Annotated in this window: 18 protein-coding genes and 1 pseudogene; 8 read left to right on the top strand and 11 right to left on the bottom strand. The window is 71.7% G+C overall.

Annotation, left to right across the window (positions count from 1 at the left end; genetic code table 11):
- Positions 1–9: 9 nt before the first annotated feature.
- Entirely contained in the window at positions 10–432 is a 423-nt protein-coding gene (locus ABZ833_RS08205; RefSeq protein WP_361042727.1) for a LuxR C-terminal-related transcriptional regulator, read from the bottom strand.
- Positions 433–634: 202 nt separating this feature from the next.
- On the bottom strand, positions 635–898 hold the full coding sequence (locus ABZ833_RS08200) for a hypothetical protein (RefSeq protein WP_361042725.1): 264 nt from the start codon (positions 896–898) through the stop codon (positions 635–637).
- A 181-nt stretch (positions 899–1,079) separates the two neighbouring features.
- On the opposite strand from ABZ833_RS08200, the gene ABZ833_RS08195 reads away from it, so the two are divergent.
- Entirely contained in the window at positions 1,080–1,541 is a 462-nt protein-coding gene (locus ABZ833_RS08195) for a hypothetical protein (RefSeq protein ID WP_361042722.1), read from the top strand.
- A gap of 53 nt (positions 1,542–1,594) precedes the next feature.
- Here the strand turns inward: ABZ833_RS08195 and ABZ833_RS08190 are convergent, their stop codons facing one another.
- A complete protein-coding gene (locus ABZ833_RS08190; protein WP_361042718.1) occupies positions 1,595–2,899 on the bottom strand; it encodes a diacylglycerol kinase family protein in 1,305 nt (434 codons plus the stop codon).
- Positions 2,900–3,023: 124 nt separating this feature from the next.
- Between ABZ833_RS08190 and ABZ833_RS08185 the strand changes: the two genes are divergently transcribed.
- Entirely contained in the window at positions 3,024–4,436 is a 1,413-nt protein-coding gene (locus ABZ833_RS08185; protein WP_361042715.1) for a DUF2252 domain-containing protein, read from the top strand.
- A 59-nt stretch (positions 4,437–4,495) separates the two neighbouring features.
- Here ABZ833_RS08185 and ABZ833_RS08180 read toward each other — a convergent pair.
- Positions 4,496–5,164 (bottom strand): annotated as a pseudogene (locus ABZ833_RS08180) (YhjD/YihY/BrkB family envelope integrity protein); the annotation flags it as partial.
- Positions 5,165–5,608: 444 nt separating this feature from the next.
- On the opposite strand from ABZ833_RS08180, the gene ABZ833_RS08175 reads away from it, so the two are divergent.
- On the top strand, positions 5,609–6,019 hold the full coding sequence (locus tag ABZ833_RS08175) for an STAS domain-containing protein (RefSeq protein WP_361042713.1): 411 nt from the start codon (positions 5,609–5,611) through the stop codon (positions 6,017–6,019).
- A gap of 121 nt (positions 6,020–6,140) precedes the next feature.
- Positions 6,141–6,692, top strand: a complete 552-nt coding sequence (locus tag ABZ833_RS08170; protein ID WP_361042711.1) for a DUF6069 family protein — start codon at positions 6,141–6,143, stop codon at positions 6,690–6,692.
- 22 nt (positions 6,693–6,714) lie between these two features.
- Here the strand turns inward: ABZ833_RS08170 and ABZ833_RS08165 are convergent, their stop codons facing one another.
- Positions 6,715–7,623, bottom strand: a complete 909-nt coding sequence (locus ABZ833_RS08165) for a LysR family transcriptional regulator (protein WP_361042709.1) — start codon at positions 7,621–7,623, stop codon at positions 6,715–6,717.
- Positions 7,624–8,049: 426 nt separating this feature from the next.
- On the opposite strand from ABZ833_RS08165, the gene ssuE reads away from it, so the two are divergent.
- From ssuE to ABZ833_RS08150, 3 genes are all read left to right on the top strand, one after another.
- Positions 8,050–8,604, top strand: coding sequence for an NADPH-dependent FMN reductase (ssuE, locus tag ABZ833_RS08160; RefSeq protein WP_361042706.1), 555 nt, complete (start codon positions 8,050–8,052; stop codon positions 8,602–8,604).
- An 83-nt stretch (positions 8,605–8,687) separates the two neighbouring features.
- Positions 8,688–9,869 (top strand): SfnB family sulfur acquisition oxidoreductase, encoded by a 1,182-nt coding sequence (locus ABZ833_RS08155; RefSeq protein WP_361042703.1) that lies wholly within the window; start codon positions 8,688–8,690, stop codon positions 9,867–9,869.
- 102 nt (positions 9,870–9,971) lie between these two features.
- On the top strand, positions 9,972–11,117 hold the full coding sequence (locus tag ABZ833_RS08150; RefSeq protein WP_361042700.1) for an LLM class flavin-dependent oxidoreductase: 1,146 nt from the start codon (positions 9,972–9,974) through the stop codon (positions 11,115–11,117).
- 9 nt (positions 11,118–11,126) lie between these two features.
- Here the strand turns inward: ABZ833_RS08150 and ABZ833_RS08145 are convergent, their stop codons facing one another.
- From ABZ833_RS08145 to ABZ833_RS08130, 4 genes are all read right to left on the bottom strand, one after another.
- Positions 11,127–11,684, bottom strand: a complete 558-nt coding sequence (locus tag ABZ833_RS08145) for a dihydrofolate reductase family protein (RefSeq protein WP_361042697.1) — start codon at positions 11,682–11,684, stop codon at positions 11,127–11,129.
- Between the two features lie 73 nt (positions 11,685–11,757).
- Positions 11,758–12,450 carry a M15 family metallopeptidase gene (locus ABZ833_RS08140; protein WP_361042695.1) on the bottom strand — a complete coding sequence of 231 codons (693 nt, stop codon included), beginning with the start codon at positions 12,448–12,450 and terminating at the stop codon, positions 11,758–11,760.
- A gap of 329 nt (positions 12,451–12,779) precedes the next feature.
- Positions 12,780–15,836 (bottom strand): BTAD domain-containing putative transcriptional regulator, encoded by a 3,057-nt coding sequence (locus tag ABZ833_RS08135; protein WP_361042692.1) that lies wholly within the window; start codon positions 15,834–15,836, stop codon positions 12,780–12,782.
- A gap of 177 nt (positions 15,837–16,013) precedes the next feature.
- Positions 16,014–17,654, bottom strand: coding sequence for an MFS transporter (locus ABZ833_RS08130; protein ID WP_361042690.1), 1,641 nt, complete (start codon positions 17,652–17,654; stop codon positions 16,014–16,016).
- A gap of 250 nt (positions 17,655–17,904) precedes the next feature.
- Between ABZ833_RS08130 and ABZ833_RS08125 the strand changes: the two genes are divergently transcribed.
- A complete protein-coding gene (locus ABZ833_RS08125) occupies positions 17,905–18,117 on the top strand; it encodes a DUF4287 domain-containing protein (protein ID WP_361042687.1) in 213 nt (70 codons plus the stop codon).
- Positions 18,118–18,133: 16 nt separating this feature from the next.
- Here the strand turns inward: ABZ833_RS08125 and ABZ833_RS08120 are convergent, their stop codons facing one another.
- Together ABZ833_RS08120 and ABZ833_RS08115 are read right to left on the bottom strand one after the other, a co-directional pair.
- Positions 18,134–19,675 carry an FAD-dependent oxidoreductase gene (locus ABZ833_RS08120; protein ID WP_361042684.1) on the bottom strand — a complete coding sequence of 514 codons (1,542 nt, stop codon included), beginning with the start codon at positions 19,673–19,675 and terminating at the stop codon, positions 18,134–18,136.
- Between the two features lie 32 nt (positions 19,676–19,707).
- A complete protein-coding gene (locus ABZ833_RS08115) occupies positions 19,708–20,622 on the bottom strand; it encodes a diiron oxygenase (RefSeq protein ID WP_361042681.1) in 915 nt (304 codons plus the stop codon).
- Positions 20,623–20,953 lie beyond the last annotated feature (331 nt).

Genomic DNA, 20,953 nt, shown 5'->3' with positions numbered 1-20,953 from the left:
CCTAACGACCTACACGAGCCCCAGCACGCGGGCACGCTGCACGGCTTCGGCCCGGGAGGCCACGCCCAGCTTCCGGTAGACGGCGCGGACATGACTCTTGACCGTGTTCACCGACACGTACAGGTCCTCGGCGATCTCCCGCAGCGGCACCTCCTGCTGCAACCGGCACAGCACCACCAGCTGACAGCTCGTCAACGGCTTCAGAGGCGGTGGTACGGACACGGGCCGCCGCGACTGCTCGGGCGCCAGGGCCAGCACAGCCGCTGCCTCTCCCACCAGCGCACCCGCGCTGCGGAGATCACCTACGTCCCCCGCGATGCGTACGAGGGTACCGGCGACCCACACCAGACAGGCCGTCACGCTCGGATCGGCCGCCTGGTTCTCCCGGCTCAGCACATGCAACCGCCCATGCAGGGCGGAGACTTCGCCCACCGCCCCCCTCGAGCCACCTCCAGGCTCCGTGCACAACGCTGCGGACATGCCCCTCACCTCCCCATGTGCAGGGCATTACCCCTACACCCTGGGGCGATCGGCACGTTGATGGAAGGGGCCGGTCGGCCTTTTCGAACGGAGGCTCGATCCTTGCCGCCTGCCGAGTCCACGCCGCTGTCCGGATGCTGGTGCCGAGACCGGTCTAGGTGCTGGTGCCCGGCACCCGGCGTACCTCGAGGAGTTCGAGCCCCAGCGCCTGGATGCGGTCGAGGATCCCGTACAGGGCGGCCTGGTCGAGCCCCACACCGAGGAGCACCGTTTCGGCGGGGCGCAGCACAACCGTCAGCTCTCCGAACGCCGACCGGAAGGCCTCGCCGATCCTGCCCCGGACGCGGATCTCGAAGTCGGCGCCGCCGGGTGGCGTCCCGGCCGGTTCGGGCCTCGAGCTCTCGTGTGCCCCGCCCATGGCGCCACCTCCAGTGCGACGGCCCTGCGTCAGCCGCCATTCTCGTGGCAGTACGGCCGGCGGCATCACCTCGTGCGGGTGACGGCGGCGCCACCTGGACTTCCGGGCTCATCCGCTGCGGGTGAACCGGCCGTGCGGCGCCGGGCGGGATGCTCCGGGTCCACCGAGGAGGAGGTTCGACATGGCAGATCAGATCTCGCCGGACCAGACGCGTTCCGGCGCGCCCGAACCGCAGCCCCACGTCAGTCCGGTCGCCGTCGGAGGAGTCGTCTTCGCCGTATGCGTACTGGGCATCATCGGGTCGTTCCACGCGATCGCGGGACTCACCGCGATCCTCGACGACAACTTCTACCAATCGCAGAACGACTACCCGTTCGACTTCGACCCCAACATCCGCGGCTGGGTCCAGATGCTCACCGGCGTCCTGGTCCTCGCGGCGGCGCTCAACATCTTCAGCGGCCGTACGTGGGCCCGTGCCGTCGGCATCGCCATCGCGGGGTTCAGCGCGTTGGAGAACTTCTTCTTCACCCCGTACTACCCGGTGTGGTCGGCCATCATCATCGCCCTCGACATCCTGGTGATCTGGTCGCTGACCATGTACGGGCACCGTCAGGCCCACAAGGTCTACGGGGCTCCGGTGTAGCGGGCTTCCGGTCCATCGACACGGAGAGGTCACCTCGGCACCGAGAGGTCACCTCAGTGCCGGGAGGTCAGCCCGAGCCTGCTGATCAGACGCCAGTCGAGCCTCGGCCGCTCCCGGTACGTCCCCGGCCGCAGCCGGGGCACGACCACCCGCAGGACCCCGGGCCGCACCTCGCAGTGCACGGGGACACGCAGACGCACCGCCTCGCCGTCGATGCCGACCGGGATCTCCTCCTGGTCGGCATCGACGACCACGGAGGCCGCGGCCGCCCGGGTCAGCCCGGCGGACTGCGCTCCGCGCAGCAGCCCCGCGGCCTGTGCGGCACTCGTGACGTGGACGCCGACGCAGCCAAGGGTCCCGCCGTCCAGGCGTGTGCGGCGGCCGAGGCCCGCGACGTCGTTCGTGCCGTAGGGGTTGTTGCTCACCAGCAGGGCCTGCGGATCCGTGAAGTCGTGCTCCCCGGCACGTGCCGTCAGCCGCGCGCCCCGGTGGCCCACGAGGAGATCCGGCAGGAGCCCCAGGGTGGTGCGCGTCTTGCCGTCCCGGTAGGCCGGGCTCTGCACCACTTCGGCGTACGCGCCGAACGACACGTTGTTGACGAAGGGCCGCCCGCCGGCCCGGCCGAGATCCACCCGCAGTTCCACCCCGTCGCGCAACGCGTCAAGGGCCTTCGACGGGTCCTCTCGGTCCAGGCCCAGATCGAGGGCGAAGTGGTTGCGGGTACCCGCCGGGATCACCAGGAAGGGCAGGTCGAGAGCGGCGGCGACCTCGGCGACCAGCGCCTGGGTGCCGTCGCCGCCGGCGACGCCGAGCAGATCGGCGCCCTCGGCCGCGCACTTGCGGGCGAGTGCCGCCACATCGGTCTCGCCGGGCCCTTCGAGGAGCACCACTTCGGCGCCCAGCGCACCGGCCCGCTCGTCCAGGGCGAACCGGTGCACCTTGCCGCCGCCGGAACGCGGATTCATGATCAGGACCGGGTGTACGAACGTCGCGGCCGGCTGCTCCGGCATCTGATCCGGGGCAGCGTGCCGGGCGAGGGCCGCTCGGCCCGTGCCGGCCGCCAGGAGCCACAGCCCACCGGAGGCCAGGACCACCCAGGTGAGCCGGGCCTGGGTGAACTCCACCAGTACCCAGATCGGCGTGATGAGCGCAAGCAGCGCCGCGAGGATCCGCGGCAGGCCACGCCTGCTGAGGATCCACCAGACCGCGGCAGCCGTGATCGCCAGGCCCGCGAGCCCCACGCCGAGCAGCGCGAAGGTCTTCAATCCCGCGAACACTCCGAGCACCAGCACCGCGGCAGCGGCGGATGCCAGGGACGCACGGGCCAGCCATCGCTGTCCTCGCATCGTCGGTTCCATGCCTCTCAGTCTGCGGCCTCGGAGCACCCCGGGCCTCACCCCTGGAAGGCGACTTCACACCACCGGGGTGACGCCGATCGGCCGCGGCGCGCCCAGAGTCCTCAGCGCCTGGAGGGAGCACACCATGACCGAGACCACGCACCGTCACCTCACCCCGAAGCAGCGGGCAGCCCTGGGAAAGGCGGGCCGGTCCCGTGCCCAGCGGTCCGGCCACGCCGAGTTCGCGCCCGCGCCCGACCGGCCCGACCCCATCGACGTGATCGAGCGGCAGTCGGCGAGCCGGCTCTCCGAACTCGTGCCGATCCGCTACGGCCGGATGCTCGAATCGCCGTTCCGCTTCTTCCGCGGGGCGGCCGCCATCATGGCCACCGACCTGGCCACCACCCCGGACAGCGGTCTGCGGGCCCAACTGTGCGGAGACGCGCACATGTTGAACTTCCGCCTGCTCGCCTCGCCGGAGCGGCATCTGATGTTCGACGTCAACGACTTCGACGAGACGCTTCCCGGACCGTGGGAGTGGGACGTCAAACGCCTCGTGGTGAGCCTCGTCATCGCCGGACGCGAGAACGGCTTCAGCCCGTCGCAGCGGGCCCGCGTGGTGCGATCGACGGTCCGCTCGTACCGGGAGTCGATGCGGGGATTCGCCCGGATGCGGACGCTCGACGTGTGGTACTCCCGCATCGACGTGGAGGATCTGCACGCCACGCTGTCGGCCAAGCTGGACTCGCGAGCGCGGCGGAGGGTGTCCCGCACGATCAGCAAGGCCCGCACCCGTGACCATCTCCAGGCCCTGGAGAAACTGGCCCGGGTGGTCGACGGCCAGCTGCGGATCGCCCCCGACCCGCCCCTGATCACTCCGCTCGACGACCTCATGCCGGGGGTCGAGCGCAAGGAGCTCGAACATCAACTGCGGGACCTGATCGACCGGTACGCGACGACGCTTCCCGCCGACCGCCGGGCCCTGCTGGCCCAGTACCGGGTGGTCGACATGGCGCGGAAGGTGGTCGGGGTGGGCAGCGTGGGGACGCGCTGCTGGATCATCCTGCTGCTCGGCCGGGACGACGGCGACCCGCTGCTGCTGCAGGCGAAGGAAGCACCGGTGTCGGTGCTCGCGGAGTTCGCCGGTGCGAGCAGTCACCTCAACCAGGGCGAACGGGTCGTCGCCGGGCAGCGTCTGATGCAGGCGACCAGCGACATGTTCCTGGGCTGGGAGCGGGTCGAAGGGCTCGACGGCCGTGAACGCGACTTCTACATACGGCAGTTGCGGGACTGGAAAGCCATCCCCCAGGCCGAGCTGATGACCCCCGACGTCATGCGCCTCTTCGGCCGGATGTGCGGTGCGACCATCGCCCGCGCGCATGCCCGCTCCGGTGACCGGATCGCCATCGCCGCCTATCTGGGCGGCTCCGATTCCTTCGACCGGGCCCTGGCCCGGTTCGCCGAGTCGTACGCCGACCAGAACGAGCGCGACCATCGGGCGCTGGCCGCCGCGGTACGGGACGGCCGGGTGACCGCGGCGCCGGATCCGTCGGCGTGAGAGACCCTTCGCCCACCGGGCGTCAGCCGTCGGCGCAGGAACTCCTCCTCGGAGAGCAACCGGCCGACGGCGACGCCGAACACGACGACGGTGAAGAACAGGATCAGCCAGGACAGCAAGGTGAACACCGAGCCGAGCGCCCCGTAGCGACCTTCGCTCATCCGTAGCGCACGGGGCAGCCACAGTCCCGACAGAGAACAGAACGAGACCACTCCCGTGCCCGTCAGCAGGGCGCCCGGCAGCAGGGGCAGCCAGGGCACCCGTCCGGCGAGCAGCAGGTGCTGGGTCCACCACCACATCAGGACCGACGCCCCCAGCTGCAGCGGCACGCCCAGGACGGGGCCCGCGCCGAACGCCCGGTGCAGCACGCCCTGCACGATGAGCATCGCGATCCACACGAGAAGCCACACGGCCCAGCGCCAGGCCACGAGCCGCACACCGGAGCGGGGCAGGTCCCAGGAGCGTTCGCACATGCGTTGCAGGGCACGGGTGAAGGCGGTGGCGGACAGCAGCGCGACCAGCACGCCCGCCGCACCCCAGCTGTGCAACGCGGTGTCACCGCCCGCGGCCACGCCCTCGGCCTGCGCCACCACGGGCCCGCCCGAACCGATGAGGGTGCGCAGCGAGCGCAGCAGTTCGCTCCGCACGGCCTGCGGGCTGAACGAGGCCACCGCGATGAGCATCGGCAGCGCGGCCAGAAACGCCTGCGCCGCGAGGCGCGTCGACATGTCGAGGATGGTGACGCGCACGAGCTGCTGGACGACGCGCCCCGCCAGCGGCCGGGCCGCACCGGCGATCGGCATGACGGTGTCCTCTCGTAGCAGGAGCCAACTCCTGCCGGACACCTTCTGGTTCAGCGCCTCGCCGCACGTCGCCCGCTCCGGGTGACGTACGCAGGTGACCGCATGAGACGCCCCGGAATCGCGGCGCGCCGAGGCGGCAGCCCGCCAACTTCACGGGAATGGCAGTTAGTTGCCCCAGACATGTGCCAAACGCGGCCCGATGGGGTCATGATGGAAATCTCTCATCTCCCTGTCTCACCAGGGCAGACGAGGGATACGCGGACCGCTGCCACGGCCCGGCAAGAAGTCTTGCCGCGACCTGCCCACCGGTTCGCCGCTCACGATCACCCTGGCCCCCGGTGAGTCCATTCCCCTCCCCTCCCTTGGCACATGTCAGGCCTCGTCCACACCGAGGATGCCACCATGATCAACGGCGCCCCGCCCGCCAGCAACGGGCATCTGCACACCTACCGCACGCAGGGTCATCTGGTCCTGGAGTTCCGAGGCGCGATCGACATCAGCGCCGCCCTCGACATGGCCCCTGCCCTGGACGCACATACAGAACGGCCCGCCCTCACAGCGATCATCGACCTCACCCCTGTCGACTTCTTCGACTGCTCGGGTCTGCGCCTGCTGTGCCGGGCCCGACGGCGCATCCTGGAACACGGCGGCCAGCTGCAGCTGGTCTGCGCGCACCCCCTGACCCTGCACATCCTGCGCGTGACCGGCCTCCTTCCGGTCTTCGACCCCGTTCCCTGCCTCGCGGACGCCCTGGGCCAGCCCGATGCGGAAGCCGGCTGACCGCTCCCTGCCCGCCGGTCGCCCGGAAGGCCCGCACTCGTGTGGCGGCTGTCCACTGGTGGTGTGGCCGCACGCCGGGACGATCGGAGGGAACGGGTCACGCGAGGAGGGGTAAGGCCACATGGAGCCACCACGTCAGCCCTACGGCTACGAGCCGGGGTACGACAACGGATCACCACAGGGCTACAGCGGGCCTTCCGGCTACGGGCAGCCCTCCGAGTACGGGAACCAGGCGCCACCCTCGCGCTCCCGCGTCGACGCCGGGCGGCTGTGGATCGGCGGCCTGGTCACCGCGCTGGTCGCCGCGCTCACCGCCGTCGTCGGGCTGCTGCTCGTACGGGGCATCCTCGGCATCCCGGTCTTCGCGCCCGAGGGTGACGGCGCGATGGGCGATGCCTCGACCGGGCTGCTGGCCGGCGGTGCCGCGCTGGCCGCCCTCGCGGCGACGCTCCTGCTGCATCTGCTGCTGCTCGGCACGCCCCAGGCAGGCCGCTTCCTCGTCTGGATCGTCTCCCTGACCACCGTCGTCATGGTGCTGCTGCCCTTCACCTTCTACGCGTCACTCGAAGCCCAGATCGGCACGGCGGCCGTCTACCTGGCCATCGGCGTCGCCATCGGCTCGCTCCTGTCGGCCGTGGCGCGCGGAGCCGTGCGCGGCGGTCAGGGGCAGTGAGGCAGGAGCGGCGAGGCCGGGCTCACGGACGTTCCCTGAGCCCCGCCGCCCTGGTCACGAAGGCCTCGTGCAGCTCCCTCACGGCCCGCGGGAAGGACTCGCTGCGGCGGCGCTGAAGGACCACGAGGACGCGGGTGGTCTCGTCGGTGAGCGGGCGGTGCGTGATCATTCCGGCCCGCTCAAGCGGGTCGCCGATGACGCTGAAGTCGGGCAGGAGCGCGGCCCCTAGGCCCTCGGCCACCATCAGCTTGCCCAGTTCCGCGCCGTCCGTGGAGTACGCGAAGGACGGCGGTGAGCCGCCGAGGAGACGGTGGGCGTAGCGGTGCATGACGTAGCCGGCGCGCATCGCGATGAACGGTTCCGTCTCCAGGTCGGCGGGCGAGACCGCCTTCAGTCGGGCCAGCGGGCTGTCCGGGTGCAGGCAGACGACGGGCCTGCCGCGCAGCAGCTCCGTGGTGTCGAAGTCGGGCGGGGTGTCGTCGCCGTCCAGGTAGTTGACCAGCCCCAGGTCGAAGCGCCCCTCGCGCAGGCCGCGGTGGATGTCGTCCTGCTGCGAGCCGACCATCTCCACCTGTGTCGCCGGGTGGGTCTCCCGGAAGGCGCGCACGGCGGGGACCAGGAGCGGGGCCGTCGCCGCGTTCACCGTGCCGACGCGCACCACACGGCTGGACTGGTGCTGATCGTGCGCGGCCCTGCGCAGCCGGTCCACCGATTCCAGTACGCCGATGATGTGCGGCAGGAGCTCACGGCCCTCGTCGCTGACCTTCGCGCCGGAGCGGTGACGGTCCAGGAGCGAGACCCCGAGCTCCCGCTCGAGGTTCCGCACGGTCTCGCTCAACGCGGGCTGGGAGAGGTGGAGTTCGCCAGCGGCGCGGCGCAGTGAGCCGAGCCGGGTGACCGCCTCGATGTACTCGAGCTGCTCTGTCCGCATGCCGCGCGCCTCTCCCCTAACCCCCGACGTGGGAGGGAAACCCTATCAGGGCTTAGTGATTACCGACTCGACGTCCCGTGGGGGCAGCTGCTTGAATCGAGCACATGAATGCAGTGCGATCCCACCTCACGCGGCGACGGTACGTCGACCTCGCGCGGGTGTGCAGCGCCTGCTGTCGCCACGGCCGCTGAGCATCCGCCGGGCACTCCACCGCCTCTCGTGCGCGTGAACTCCGCGACCTGCCGGGCCCGTTGACGGCCCACGCGCTTCCCTGTCGGGTCTGACGGGTCCCCGCGTACGTACCGAGCAGCGCCGCGCCCTTCGCGACTGCGTGCACCCGCAGGCCTGCCGCCTGCCCTCCTCCCCTCGCATCCCCCTGCCTCGCACCACCGGCCCACGTGGCCGCGTACCCGAAGGACTTCCGCCATGGCCACCGTTCTCACGCTCACCGGCAGCGCATCCGCCCCCGGCTCCTCCCGCACCGCGCGTCTCGTCAAGCACCTGGGCCGCGACCTTGCCGCGCAGGGGCACCGGGTGCGGTCACTGGACGTACGCACGCTGCCCGCCGAAGCGCTCCTTTCCGCGGACACCTCGCACCCCGCCGTCGCCGAGGCGGTCGCCCTCGTCGAGGACGCCGACGCGCTCGTGGTCGGCACACCCGTCTACAAGGCGGCGTACTCAGGCGTCCTCAAGACCTTCCTCGACCTCCTTCCGCAGTACGCGCTGCGCGGCAAGCCCGTCCTGCCACTGGCCACCGGAGGCTCCCCCGCCCATGTCCTCGCCGTCGACTACGCGCTGCGGCCCGTCCTCACGTCGCTGGGCGCCGAGGTCGCCCAGGGCTGGTTCGTCCTGGACCGCCACATCACGGCCGCCGACGACGGGACGGTCAGCCTCACGCCGGACGCGGACGCCGGTCTCGCCCCCGTCGTCGACCGCTTCCGCGAGGTGCTCGCGGAGCCGACGCGGCTCGCGGTGGCGTGAGGGGGCAATCGGCTTTCCCTTCCGCACGGAGAGCGCCCCCACATCCCTCCTCCTCCCTCCCCGGCACCCGAAAGGCCCCGCCCATGCCCCAGATCCCCGCCTCCGATGCGGAGGCGATCGCGCTCGCCCGTCAGGTGGCCGAGCGTCTGGCCGCCGGTGACGCGCGCCGCGACGCCGAGCGCGATCTGCCGTACGAGGAGGTGCGCGACCTCACCGAAGCCGGTCTCTTCACGCTGTCGATCCCCCGCTCGTACGGCGGGCCCGAGCTCGGTGCGCGCAGCCTGGGCGAGGTGTTCACGGAGCTGACGGCCGGTGACGCGAGCGTCGGCCAGATCCCGCAGAACCACTACTTCTTCGTCAACGTCCTGGCCCACGCGGGCACCGAGGAGCAGCGCGCCTTCTTCTACCGAGAGGTCATCGCGGGGCGGCACTTCGGCAACGCGCTGTCCGAACGAGGCACCCGTACGGCCCGTGAGTTCGCCATCGGCTTCGAACGGCACCCCGACGGCGGCCGCGTCCTGAACGGCACCAAGTTCTACGCGACCGGATCGCTCTTCGCGCACTGGATCCCGGCGTACGCCAACGACGAGGAGGGCCGCACGCACGCCGCCTGGGTTCCGGCCGACCATCCCGGCGTGCGCGTCGAGGACGACTGGAACGGCATGGGCCAGCGCACCACCGGCAGCGGCACCGTCCGCTTCGACCAAGTGCGGGTACCCGCCGAGCACATCGTGCCGGTGTACTCGATCTTCGAGAAGGACGAGGTGTTCGGCGCCTTCGGCCAGTATCTGCACGCGGCCATCGACACGGGCATCGCGGTCGGCGCCCTGCGCGAGGGCAAGCGGCTCATCCACTCCCTGGCCCGCCCCCGTCTGGAGGCGGGCGTGGAGCGCGCCGCGGACGAGGGCGCGGTCATCGACGGTTTCGGCGAACTCGCCCTGCGGGTGCGCTCCGCGCGCGCCCTGCTGCGCGAGGCCGGTGACGCCCTGGACGCCGCCCGCGCCGAACTGACCGAGCAAAGCGCCGCCGAGGCGTCGGCCGCGGTGGCCGCGGCCCGCGCGCACTCCGACGCGGTGGCCCTGGCCGTCTCCAGCGGCATCTTCGAACTCATCGGCACGCGCGCCGCGGACCGGGACCTGAACCTCCACCGGCACTGGCGCAACGCCCGCACCCACACCCTGCACGACCCACGCCGCCTCAAGCTCCGCCACCTGGGCGGCTGGGAGCTCAACGACACCCCGCCGCCCCGCAACGGCCTGGTGTGAGACGGGCCCGACTTCACGTCCACATCACCACACCGACGACACCGACCACATCGCTCATACGGTTCACATGGCTCACATGGCTCACAGAGGACACCCCCGCCCATGCCCCTGACCTTCCACTGGTTCCTGCCCACCAACGGCGACAGCCGCCATATCGTCGGCGGCGGCCACGGCGTGCCCACCGGTGCCGCCGGGGGCGACCGCCCCGCCACGCTCGCCTACCTCACCCAAGTGGCGTGTACCGCAGAGCAGTTGGGCTTCGAGGGAGCGCTCACCCCCACCGGCGCCTGGTGCGAGGACGCCTGGCTGACCACGGCGATGCTGGTGGAGTCGACCGAGCGCCTGAAGTTCCTGGTGGCCTTCCGCCCCGGTCTCGTCACGCCGACCCTCGCCGCGCAGATGGCGGCGACCTACCAGCGGCACTCCGGCGGACGCCTGCTCCTCAACATCGTCACGGGCGGCGAGGACCACGAGCAGCGCGCGTACGGGGACTTCCTCGGCAAGGACGAGCGCTACGCCCGCTGCGACGAGTTCCTGCACATCGTCCGCTCCCTGTGGCGCGGCGAGAGCGTCGACTTCCGAGGCGAACACGAACGCGTCGAACAGGCCCGTCTCACCCGCCTCCCCGCCCCGGTGCCTCCGGTCTACTTCGGCGGCTCGTCAAAGGCGGCGGGCCCGGTGGCGGCCCGTCACAGCGACGTCTACCTCACCTGGGGCGAACCACCTGCCCAAGTGGCCGAAAAGATCGCCTGGATCCGCACGCTGGCCAGGGCCGAGGGCCGCGAGGTCCGCTTCGGCATCCGCCTGCATGTGATCGCCCGCGACACGGCCGAGGAAGCTTGGGCCCAGGCGAACCGCCTCCTGTCGGGCACCGACCCGTCCGTGATCAGCGAGGTGCAGCAGGGCCTGGCCCGCTCCGGCTCCGAGGGCCAGAAGCGCATGCTGGCCCTGCACGGCGGCACCACCGACCGCCTGGAGATCTACCCGAACCTGTGGGCAGGCATTGGCCTCCTGCGGGGCGGCGCGGGCACGGCCCTGGTCGGCTCGCACACGGAGATCGCCGACCGCATCGCGGAGTACCACGCCCTGGGCATCGACGAGTTCGTGCTCTCCGGCTACCCGCACGTGGAGGAGGCGTACTGGTTCGGCGAGGGCGTACTGCCGCAGTTGACGAAGCGGGGTCTTTGGCGCCACCCCGCGGCGGCATCACTCGACGAGACACCGGCGGCGGTGCCGTTCGCCTCGTAGCTTCCTCGCTCATCCTGCGGCGGGGCGGTAGCGCACGTCGACCTCGGCGAAGGGCTGTGAGCCGTGGGCGTGGCTCAGTCGGATCGGGCGGCCGCCGGGGTTGTCGAAGAGCCGGATGCCCTCACCGAGCAGGACGGGGGCGATGTGCAGGTCGATCTCATCGATCAGGCCGCGTTCGAGCAGTTGGCGGCCGATCGTCGGGGAGAGGACTTCGAGGTTCTTGCCGTCGGCGGCCTCCAGGCCGATGCGTACCGCCTCGGCCACGTCGCAGTTCAGGAACGTGACACCGTCGGCGGGCGTGGCGTCTTCGGGGTGGTGGGTGAGGACGAAGATCCGGCCCTTCCAGTCCTCGCTGTAGGGGCGGGCGCCCGGGGCGCGGTCCCAGCCGTTCCGCCCGCCCAGGACCGCGCCGGTGGTCTCGATGTACTCCTCTTCCACGCCGTCGCGGCCGGTGACGCCGGTCAGCCAGTCCATGGCGTGGTTCGGGCCCGCCACGAACCCGTCCAGCGACATGCTGAAGTGAAGGAGGACCTTGCCGGCGGCCTGCTGCGGTTCGATGTCGAACATCTGGAGCTCCGTCGCTCGTCGTGCCGGCGCGATCGCGCCGCCTGCACAGACAGACCGGACGGACGCCCCGAACTCATCGCCGCATGGTCGGACCGTTCGGATTCTCGGCCGAGGGCTCGAGCGTCATCGGGCCGTACCGCGCGGTGGGTGCCTCGGCCGTCAGGGCCCAGTAGCGGTCGCCGTAGGACCAGTGCCACCACTCCGTGGGGTAGTTGACCAGGCCCGCCGTGGCGAGGGCGGCGGTGAGGGTGCGGCGGTTGCGGCGGGCGCTCGGGGTGATGAGGTCGCTGTCCATGTAGCAGGCGCCCTCGCTCTCCTCTGGGCTCGCGTTGACCGGGGTACCGAGGTCGAGTTCGGTGCCGGACGTGGTGCACAGGGTGAGGTCGACCGCGGCGCCCGCGACGTGCGGGCCCACTTCGGGCGGCGAGAGGGAGCGGCTCGTCTGCCGGTGGAGGTAGGCGTCCGACCAGTCGGGGTTGGCCTTCCTGAGCTCGGCCGCGTACTCGTCGAAGTACTGGATCTGCAGGGCGAGCGGGCGGTATCCCTCGGTGACCAGGAAGCGCAGGCCCTCGGGGAGCAGCCGGGCGGCGCGGGCCAGGCGCCAGGCGACGCCCTCGCGTAGCTGGGCGTAGGCCCCGGCCGGGTCGGCGAGGCGGTCGTCGACGTCCAGGAAGGGCAGTTGGCGCAGGTCGACGAGGGCTTCGCCGCATTCGTCGACCTGGATGCCGACGACTCTGGGGTCGTTCATGAGGATGATCGGCGACATGCTTGCCCCTTCGTGGCGACGGTGGCGGGCACAGCTCCGGGGACGGGCTGCCGCCCGCCCCCGGAGTCCCCTCCGTGCCCTGGCAGGGGCTCTACGCGACGAGCGGCCCACACGACCGACGGTGTCGGTGGTGTGGGCCGTACGAGGCATCAGTGGCCTTCCCCCGTGCTTCCCCCGATGAATTCCGCTGAGTCCCCCGTTGTTTCCTGCGATCCCCCGTTGCCGTCGGCGTGTTCACCCGCCGACAACCACAGCGTGACGCAGCCCGCTGCAAATTCTCTGCAAGTGCGCGGTAAGCGGACTGCAGGGCACCGCACGCCGGGACCGGCTCAGAGCCCCGGCTCGTTCCGTTCGCGCGCCTCGTACGCCGTGAAGACCTCCCGCGCCTCGGCGCGCAGCGCACCTGCCGCCACCCGGTCGCCCGCGGCCTCCCGCGCCGCGGCGAGATCGCGCAGGGTGCGGGCGCGGGGCAGCGGCAGCTCCAGGTCGTTCCAGAGGGCGGCGGCCGCGGTCAGGTGCTGTTCCGCGGTGTCGAGGCGGCCCGCGGCGAGCTCGCACTCGCCGAGGGTGCGCAGGCCCAGTGCCTCGCCGAAGCGGTCGCGCTGGCCTCGGCAGACGTCGAGGACCGTGCGGATCTCCGCCGCCGCTTCGGCCGAACGGCCCAGTCTGATACGGGACTTGGCCCTGGCCTGCATCGCGTACGCGAGCATGAGCGGGTCACCCAGCGTGCGCAGGAGGTCCACCGCACGTCCTGAGAGGTCCTCCGCGGCTCCGTACTCGCCGAGCGCGCGGTGCACCAGGCCGAGGGAGCGCAGCGTGAGGGACTCGCCGCGGCGGCTGCCGAGCCTTCGGTAGGCGCGCAGCGACTCGTCGAGGAAGGCGCGCGAGGCCTCGAAGTCGCCGAGTTCGAGCTGGACGGATCCGGCGTACCGGCAGGAGAGGCCGATGCCCGGGTCGTCGCTGAGCCGGCGGAACCCGTCGACGGCGCGGACGAGGGTCTCCTGCGCCGCGCGCAGCCGTCCCGCTTCCCGCAGCGCGCTGCCGAGCCCGGCGAAGGCGGCGGCCCGGCCGCGTATGTCGCCGAGTTCGGCGCAGAGCCCGGCCGCCTGCTTGAAGTAGCCCTGCGATTCGGGAAACCGGTCCTGTTCGTAGCGGAGTTGGCCGAGGCCGATGAGCAACAGGGCCTCGCCCGCTCGGTCCTCGGCGCGGCGGGCGGCGGCCAGGGCCGCGTCGTGGGTGCGCCACCAGGCTTCGAAGCGGTTGCCGACGGTGTACGCGGAGGAGCACAGGGCGGCCGCCGCTTCGCAGGAGAGGGTGTGCAGGTCGAGGGCCGCGGCGCGCTCGACGGCGGCGGCGATCGCGTCGGCCTCGGCCTCGAACCAGGCGGCCGGGTCGGCGAGCGCCCGCTGGGTGGCCTCTGGCCCCACGGGGCGGACGAGCTTGCGCAGGGCTTCGGCTTCGGCTCCGCCCGGGCCGCCCGCGTCCAGGAGCCCGCGGTGCAGTTCGACGGCGCCGGACGGCGTCGCGGACGCGGCGCGGCCGGTCAACCAGAGCCAGGCGCCCAGTGCGCGGCCGACGGCGGCGGCCCGTTCGGCGGGCGGGTCCTCGGCGTCGGCGCGTTCGGCGGCGTACACGCGCACCAGGTCGTGGGGCCGGTAGCGCGGCTGGCCCGCGCGGTCGACGCCGGTGCAGTGCAGGAGCTGGGCGTCGATGAGCTGTTCCACGACGCGGTCGGCCTCGGCCTCCGGCACGTCGAGCAGCGCGGTCACCACCCACGCGGCCACATCGGGCGCGGAGAGCAGGCCAAGGCGGCGCAGGGCGGTGCGTGCGGGGGCGTCCAGGGCCCGGTAGCTCAGGCCGAGGCCGGCCCGTACCTCCAGGTCGCCGACGGCGAGTTCGTCCAGGCGGTGGTGTTCGTCCGCGAGCCGGTCGGCGAGCATGCGCGCGGTCCAGTGTGTGCGGGTCGCGAGGCGGGCTCCGGCGATGCGGATGGCGAGCGGGAGCCCGCCGCACAGCTCGACGATGCGCCGGGCGGCGTCCGGCTCGTCCGTGACGCGCCGCTCCCCCGCGACGCGGCCGAGGAGTTCGGTCCCGGGCTCCGTGTCGAGCACGTCGAGATCGGCGCGGTGGGTGCAGGGCAGGGCGCCCAGGCGGGCCCGTGCGGTGATCAGGACCCCGCAGGTGGCGCTTCCCGGGAGCAGCGGGCGCACCTGGGACTCGCTGGCCGCGTCGTCGAGCACGAGCAGGACGCGGCGCCCCGCGACCAGGCTGCGGAAGAGGTCGCGCCGCTCGGCGTCCCCGTCGGGCGGGTCCGCTCCCAAGGCGTACAGGAGCCGCCCGAGCACCTCGCCGGGTGCCACGGGATCGGTGGCGCCCCGCAGCTCGGCGTACAGCTGCCCGTCCGGGTACGCGTCGGCCACCTGGTGCGCCGCCCGGACGCCCAGGGTGGACTTGCCGACGCCGCCGGGCCCGGACAGCACGACGACCGGCATGGCCTCACGGGCCCTCGACAGCGCGGCGCGTACATCGGCGAGTTGCGAGTCGCGCCCGGTGAAGTCACCGATGGTGGGCGGCAGGAGGGCCGCCACCGGGACGGCGACGGCATCCCTGGGTACGGCGGGGTCGGCGGCATCTCCCGCGAGCAGCGCCTCGTCCGCCCGCAGGATCGCCTCGTGCATCCGTCTGAGGTCGGGGCCCGGATCGATGCCGAGCTCCTCGGCCAGTACGTCGCGTCCCTCCAGGTACACGGCGAGCGCGTCGGCCTGGCGCCCCAACCGGTAGAGGGCGAGCATCAGTTGGCCGCGCAGCCGCTCGCGGGTGGGGTGCGTGGCGACCAACGCGGTGAGCTCGGCCACCAGTTCCGTCTCGCGGCCGGTCTGCGCGAGGTCCGCGGCGATGCGCTCCTCCAGGGCCGCCTGCCGCGCCTCTTCCAGCTGGTCGGCCATGGCCCGCAGCGTCTCGCCGATCCCGCCGAGCGCGGGGCCGCGCCACAGGGCCAGGGCATCCCCCAGCAGCCGGGCGGCCGCGGCGTGATCGCCGTCCGCCGCGGCCTGCCTGCCCCGTACGGCAAGGCGCTCGAACTCGACCCGGTCGACGAGGGTGGCGTCCGCGTGGATCAGATAGCCCGGCGGCCGGGTCTCGATGGCGTCGGCGGACAGCGCGCGGCGCAGCGCGGAGACGTACGACTGGATCAGCGAACGTGCCGTGTCCGGCGGCCTCTCGCCCCAGATGGCGTCGATCAGCGCGTCGACGGACACCACGCGTCCCGGCTCCAGGAGCAGCGCCGCGAGGAGCGCTCGGGGCTTGGGCCCGCCCAGGGCGAGCCGACGGCCCGCGCGCCATGCTTCGACCGGGCCCAGCAAGCGGTAGTCGGTGTCCGTGTTCACGCCCGTCTCCATGGGTCCTTGCCCCGCGCCGCCCCCACCGCCTCTGAGCTCCCGAGCCGCGATCGGCTGGTCATAGTACGTCTGCCCGTTCTCAACTCGCGTGCACACCAAGGGAATCAGGCCATCCGTCATCCGGGCGCCGAGCAGCTCCGGATGGTGGCTCCAGTGGGGGCGGATTCAGCTGCGAGGAGGGTCGTCGCGGGGAGGCGGCGGAGCCTCAGCCGCGCCCGGGGACGGTGCGTCCGCGCTCGACACCGGGTCGTCCGCGGCCGGCGCGAGCGGCACGGCGCCGCCGCCTTGGAGGCGTTCCAGGTCGGCGGGGCGCACCTGGATGACGAACAGGGCGATCAGGGCGGCGACGACGGCGAAGACGGCAGCGGCGATGAAGGAACTCGAGATGCCCGAGGCAAGGACCTGGTCGCCCCAGCGCCCCGGCAGCTCGCCCGTCCTGCGGAACTCCACCAGCTGGGCCGGGGTCGCCTCCGCCAGGAACCGCGGGACCTGGTCGGTGGCTTCGTTGCGGCTGGCCGTGCCGAAGACGGTGACGAGGACGGACAGGCCGAGCGAACCGCCCACCTGCTGGGTCGCGTTGAGGATCCCGGAGGCCGCTCCGGCGTTCTGTGGCTCGACGCCCGAGACCGCCATCAGCGTCAGTGACACGAACTGCATGCCCATGCCGAAGCCGAAGACGAGCACGGGGCCGAGCAGGCTTCCCGTGTACGTGCTGTCGACATCGGTCAGCGTCAGCCAGCCGAGCCCCGCGGCGGCCAGCGTCGCGCCCACCACCATGAAGGGCTTGGGCCCCCACTTGGGCAGGAGCTGGGAGGCAAGTCCCGCGCCGACCGCGATGATCGCGCTCACCGGCAGGAAGGCGAGACCGGCCCGCAGCGGGCTGAAGTTCAGGATGTTCTGGACGAAGAGCGTCAGGAAGAAGAACATCCCGAACATGGCCGCGGCCAGGCACAGCATCATCCCGTAGACACCGGCGCGGTTGCGGTCGCGGAACATCCACAGAGGGGTGATGGGCTGCTTCGAGCGGCGCTCGACGGCGAGGAACAGGCCGAGGAGGACGACGGCCGCCGCGAAGGACGCGATGGTCAGGCTGTCGCTCCAGCCGTCCTCGGATGCGCGGATGAAGCCGTAGACGAGCAGCACCATGCCCACGGTGGAGGTGAGTGCGCCGAGGAGGTCGAAGTGTCCCGGGTGGCGCTCGGACTCCCGGATGTAGCGGGGTGTCGCCAGGGCGATGAGCAGGCCGATGGGGATGTTCACGAAGAGGACCCAGCGCCAGTCGAGCCACTCCACGAGCAGCCCGCCCGCTAGCAGTCCGATCGCGCTGCCGCCGGCCGACACGGCCGCGAACACGCCGAACGCCCTGTTCCGCTCGGGCCCTTCGCGGAAGGTAGTGGTGATCAGCGAGAGGGCGGTGGGCGACGCGATGGCGCCGCCGACGCCCTGCAGCGAGCGTGCGGCGAGCAACTGCCAGGACTCCTGGGAGAGTCCGCCGAGCAGCGAGGCGAACACGAAGAGCAGGACGCCGAACATGAAGACTCTGCGGCGCCCGAGAATGTCGCCGAGGCGCCCGCCCAGGAGGAGCAGACCGCCGAAGGTCAGCGTGTAGGCGTTGATCACCCAGGACAGGGTCTCGGTGGAGAAGCCGAGCGAGGTCTGGATGTGCGGAAGAGCGATGTTCACGATGGTGATGTCGAGGACCACCATCAGCTGGCACGAGGCGATGACGAGGAGTGCGATACCGCTGCCGCTGCCCCGCTTCGGGGAGGCGGCAGGCTCTGAGGGTGTCGTCCGAGAGCCCGTCATGGGATTGCCGGTGTGTCGTGCCAGCGGTGAACGGAGGCGTTCACAGATCCAAGGCTAAGCCCGTCCGCCCGGCCCCGCCATTCGTTCACGGGGCACGGCCCGGGCTCTTCGCGGTCGGGGTGAAAGCCGTCGCGGACCACTGCGGCCGGGGCGCGTGATGTGACCCACGACACCCCGGCCGGCCGATGACTTGATCGAGTCCCACCCGTCCTACTGGCAACAACACTGCGAAGGACGGGACGGCGTCACCATGACCGAAGCCACCAAGGGCCCAGCCGCCTACTTCCCCTCGATCGAGAAGAAGTACGGCCGCCCGATAGCGGAGTGGAAGGACCTCATCCGTTCCTCTCCGCTGACCAAGCACATGGAACTCGTCGGCTGGCTCAAGACCGAGCACGGTCTGGGGCACGGACACGCCAACGCCCTGGTCGCGCACACCCTGGCCGAGACCCGCACCACCTGAGCCGCCGCTGCCGTCTCTACCGGCTCACAGCGGCGCTCCCCCCGCGGTTGCGGCGCCGCGCGAGCCGGTGGAAGGCCTTCGGCGCGGACCGCGGTGCGGGCAGGGCGCCGGCGACCGCGTCGGCGAGGAGCGTGGTGACCGTCTCGGCGGCGCAGGTGCGGTTGGCGCCGATGCCGCCGCTGGGACCCCGCTTGATCCAGCCGACGACGTAGGTCCCCGGCTCTCCGGCCACCCGGCCGCCCTCGTGCGGCACGGTGCCGGTGGTCTCGTCGAAGGGCAGTCCGGCGACCGGCACCCCGCGGTAGCCGATCGCGCGGAGCACCATGTCCGTACGTATCGTCCGCTCCCCCGAGGCCTCCACGACGCGCACGGCCTGGACGGCTTCCTCGCCGAGCATCTCCACCGGAGCGGAATGGAAGCGGAGCACGATGCGGCGCCCCGGAGCGGGCGGCTGAGCCCAGTCGACGCGGTCGCGCGTGACGCCGTGCAGGAGGGCCGCCTTGCCCTGCCCATCGGCCCACGAACCGGCCTCGTCGATGGCCGCCCCGGTCCGGGGATCGTGGTCGTCGACGACCAGGTCCAGGCCCGGAACGTGCTGGAGGGCGAGCAGTTCGGACCTGGTGTACGCGGCGTCCTCGGGGCCCCGCCTCCCGAGCAGGACCACTTCGCGCACCTTGCCGGCGCGCAGCGCCGCCAGCGCGTGGTCGGCGATGTCGGTGCGGGCGAGGCCGTCGGGGTCGGCGAGCAGGATCCGGGCGACGTCGAGCGCGACGTTGCCGTTGCCGACGACGACCACGCGCTCGGCGGACAGGTCGATCGCGTCGGGCGCCGCGTCCGGGTGGCCGTTGTACCAGGCGACGAAGGCCCTCGCGGAGATGCTGCCGGACAGTTCCTCGCCCGGGACGGCCAGGGTGCGGTCGGCCGACGCGCCCACGGCGTAGATGACCGCGTCATGGTGTGCGGCCAGTTCCTGCGCGGTGACGTCGGCGCCCACGTCGAGCCCGAGGTGCATCCGCACCCGCGGATGGGTGTGGAACCGCGCGAAGGTGTCGCCGACCTTCCTGGTCGCGGGGTGGTCCGGTGCCACGCCGAAGCGGACGAGGCCGCCGGTCTCCGGCAGCCGGTCGATCAGCGTGACTTCGGCGCTGGTGTGCAGGAGCAGGTCCTGGACCGCGTACATCCCGGCCGGTCCTGTGCCGACGACGGCAACCTTGAGCGGCGCGAAGTCCGACGGCAGGACGCGCGGGAAGGACGGCTCGTCCCAGGCGTGGAAGTTCGGTCCGTCCGGGGCCGGTTCGGGCTCGCGGTCCGCGTAGTACGCGGCGTTGATCGTCGCGTACTCCTGCTGGGCGACGGGCAGGCTGTCCACCGGGAAGATCGCGTCGACCGGGCAGGCGTCGGCGCAGGCGCCGCAGTCGATGCAGGTCTTCGGGTCGATGTGCAGCATCTCCGTGCTGCCGAACGCCCGCTCCTGGGGCGTCGGGTGGATGCAGTTGACCGGGCACACGGCGACGCACGTGGCGTCGCTGCAGCAGGTCTGGGTGATGGCGTAGGTCATGTCGTCGGCTCGACTCGCTCGGCTCGGATCGCTCAGATGAGGTGGGCGCGCTTGTAGAAGGCCAGCGCCGGCTTGGTGAGAAGGCGGGAGGAGGCCAGGAACTCCATCAGCCCCGAACAGCTGGACCGCATCATGGACTTGTGGTGTTCGTTGGCCTTCGCCTCGGCGAGGGCGCGCTTCTCGTCGAGCCCGGCGTTCGCGTACACCTTGGGGTTCACCATGCTGGTGACGATGTAGTACGAGGCGATCGCGACCACGAACGCGTTGATCTGGCGGCGCAGTCGGCCCGCTCCGGACAGCCGCTTGCTCGTCTGGTCGCGGGCGAACTTCATGTGCCGCGATTCCTCGACGACGTGGATGTTGTTGATCGTGCGGACGAACGGCACGACGCGCTCGTCCCGCATCCAGTCGCGCTGCATGACGTCGAGCACTTCCTCGGCCACGAGGATCGCGGCGTAGGCCGCCTCGCCGAAGGCCACCGTCTTGAACACCCGGCCGAGTTCCATCGCGAACCGCTTGGGGCGGTAGGCGGGCGCGCCCAGCTTCTGGGCGCCGCGGGCGAACATGATCGAGTGCCGGCACTCCTCGGCGATCTCGGTGAGGGCCCACTGCACTTCGTCGCTGGCCGGGTTCTTCATGTAGACGTCGCGCAGCACCATTTGCTGGAGGATCATCTCGAACCAGATGCCTGTGCTGGCCACCGATGCGGCTTCCTGGCGCGTCAGTTCCTTGCGCTGCGCGTCGGTGAGCTCCTGCCAGTACGGCGTGCCGTACAGGGAGCACCATTCCGGACTCGCGCCGTGGAAGTCGCGGTCGAGAGGGGTCTCCCAGTCCACCTCGGTGGCCGGGTCGTAGGCCAACACGGCGGCCGAATCGAGCAGTCGCCGGGCCACGTCGTCCTCTTCGGGACGGTCCTGCGATGTCGGCCGAACAGTGCTGCTTGCCATGCTGCGGCTCCTTGACTCTGATGCGTACGTTCTCTTGTTCGCTCAGGCAACGGACCGGGGCGTCGTCCCGCGACGCGCGGCGGCCCGCTTGTTAGACAGACCGTATAACAAGCGGGTCGGGCAGCCTACCCCCGAGTAAGAACTGAATTCACGCAAGTTCTTGCGGCAAGAACCCTGCGCAGGTCAGCCCTCCTGGAGACCCCATTCGGGCAGCGATTCCCCATCACTCACCCGTCACACCGGACACCAAAGTCGCTCTGAGCACTGATAGTTGAAATATCTTGCAGAAAGCATTGACGCGTACATGCGCGGACGGCAGGCTCCCCTTCGG

This window comes from Streptomyces sp. NPDC047525, from assembly GCF_040643025.1.
GTDB classification, from domain to species: domain Bacteria; phylum Actinomycetota; class Actinomycetes; order Streptomycetales; family Streptomycetaceae; genus Streptomyces; species Streptomyces durmitorensis.
This window is presented reverse-complemented; position numbering and strand designations above follow the sequence as displayed.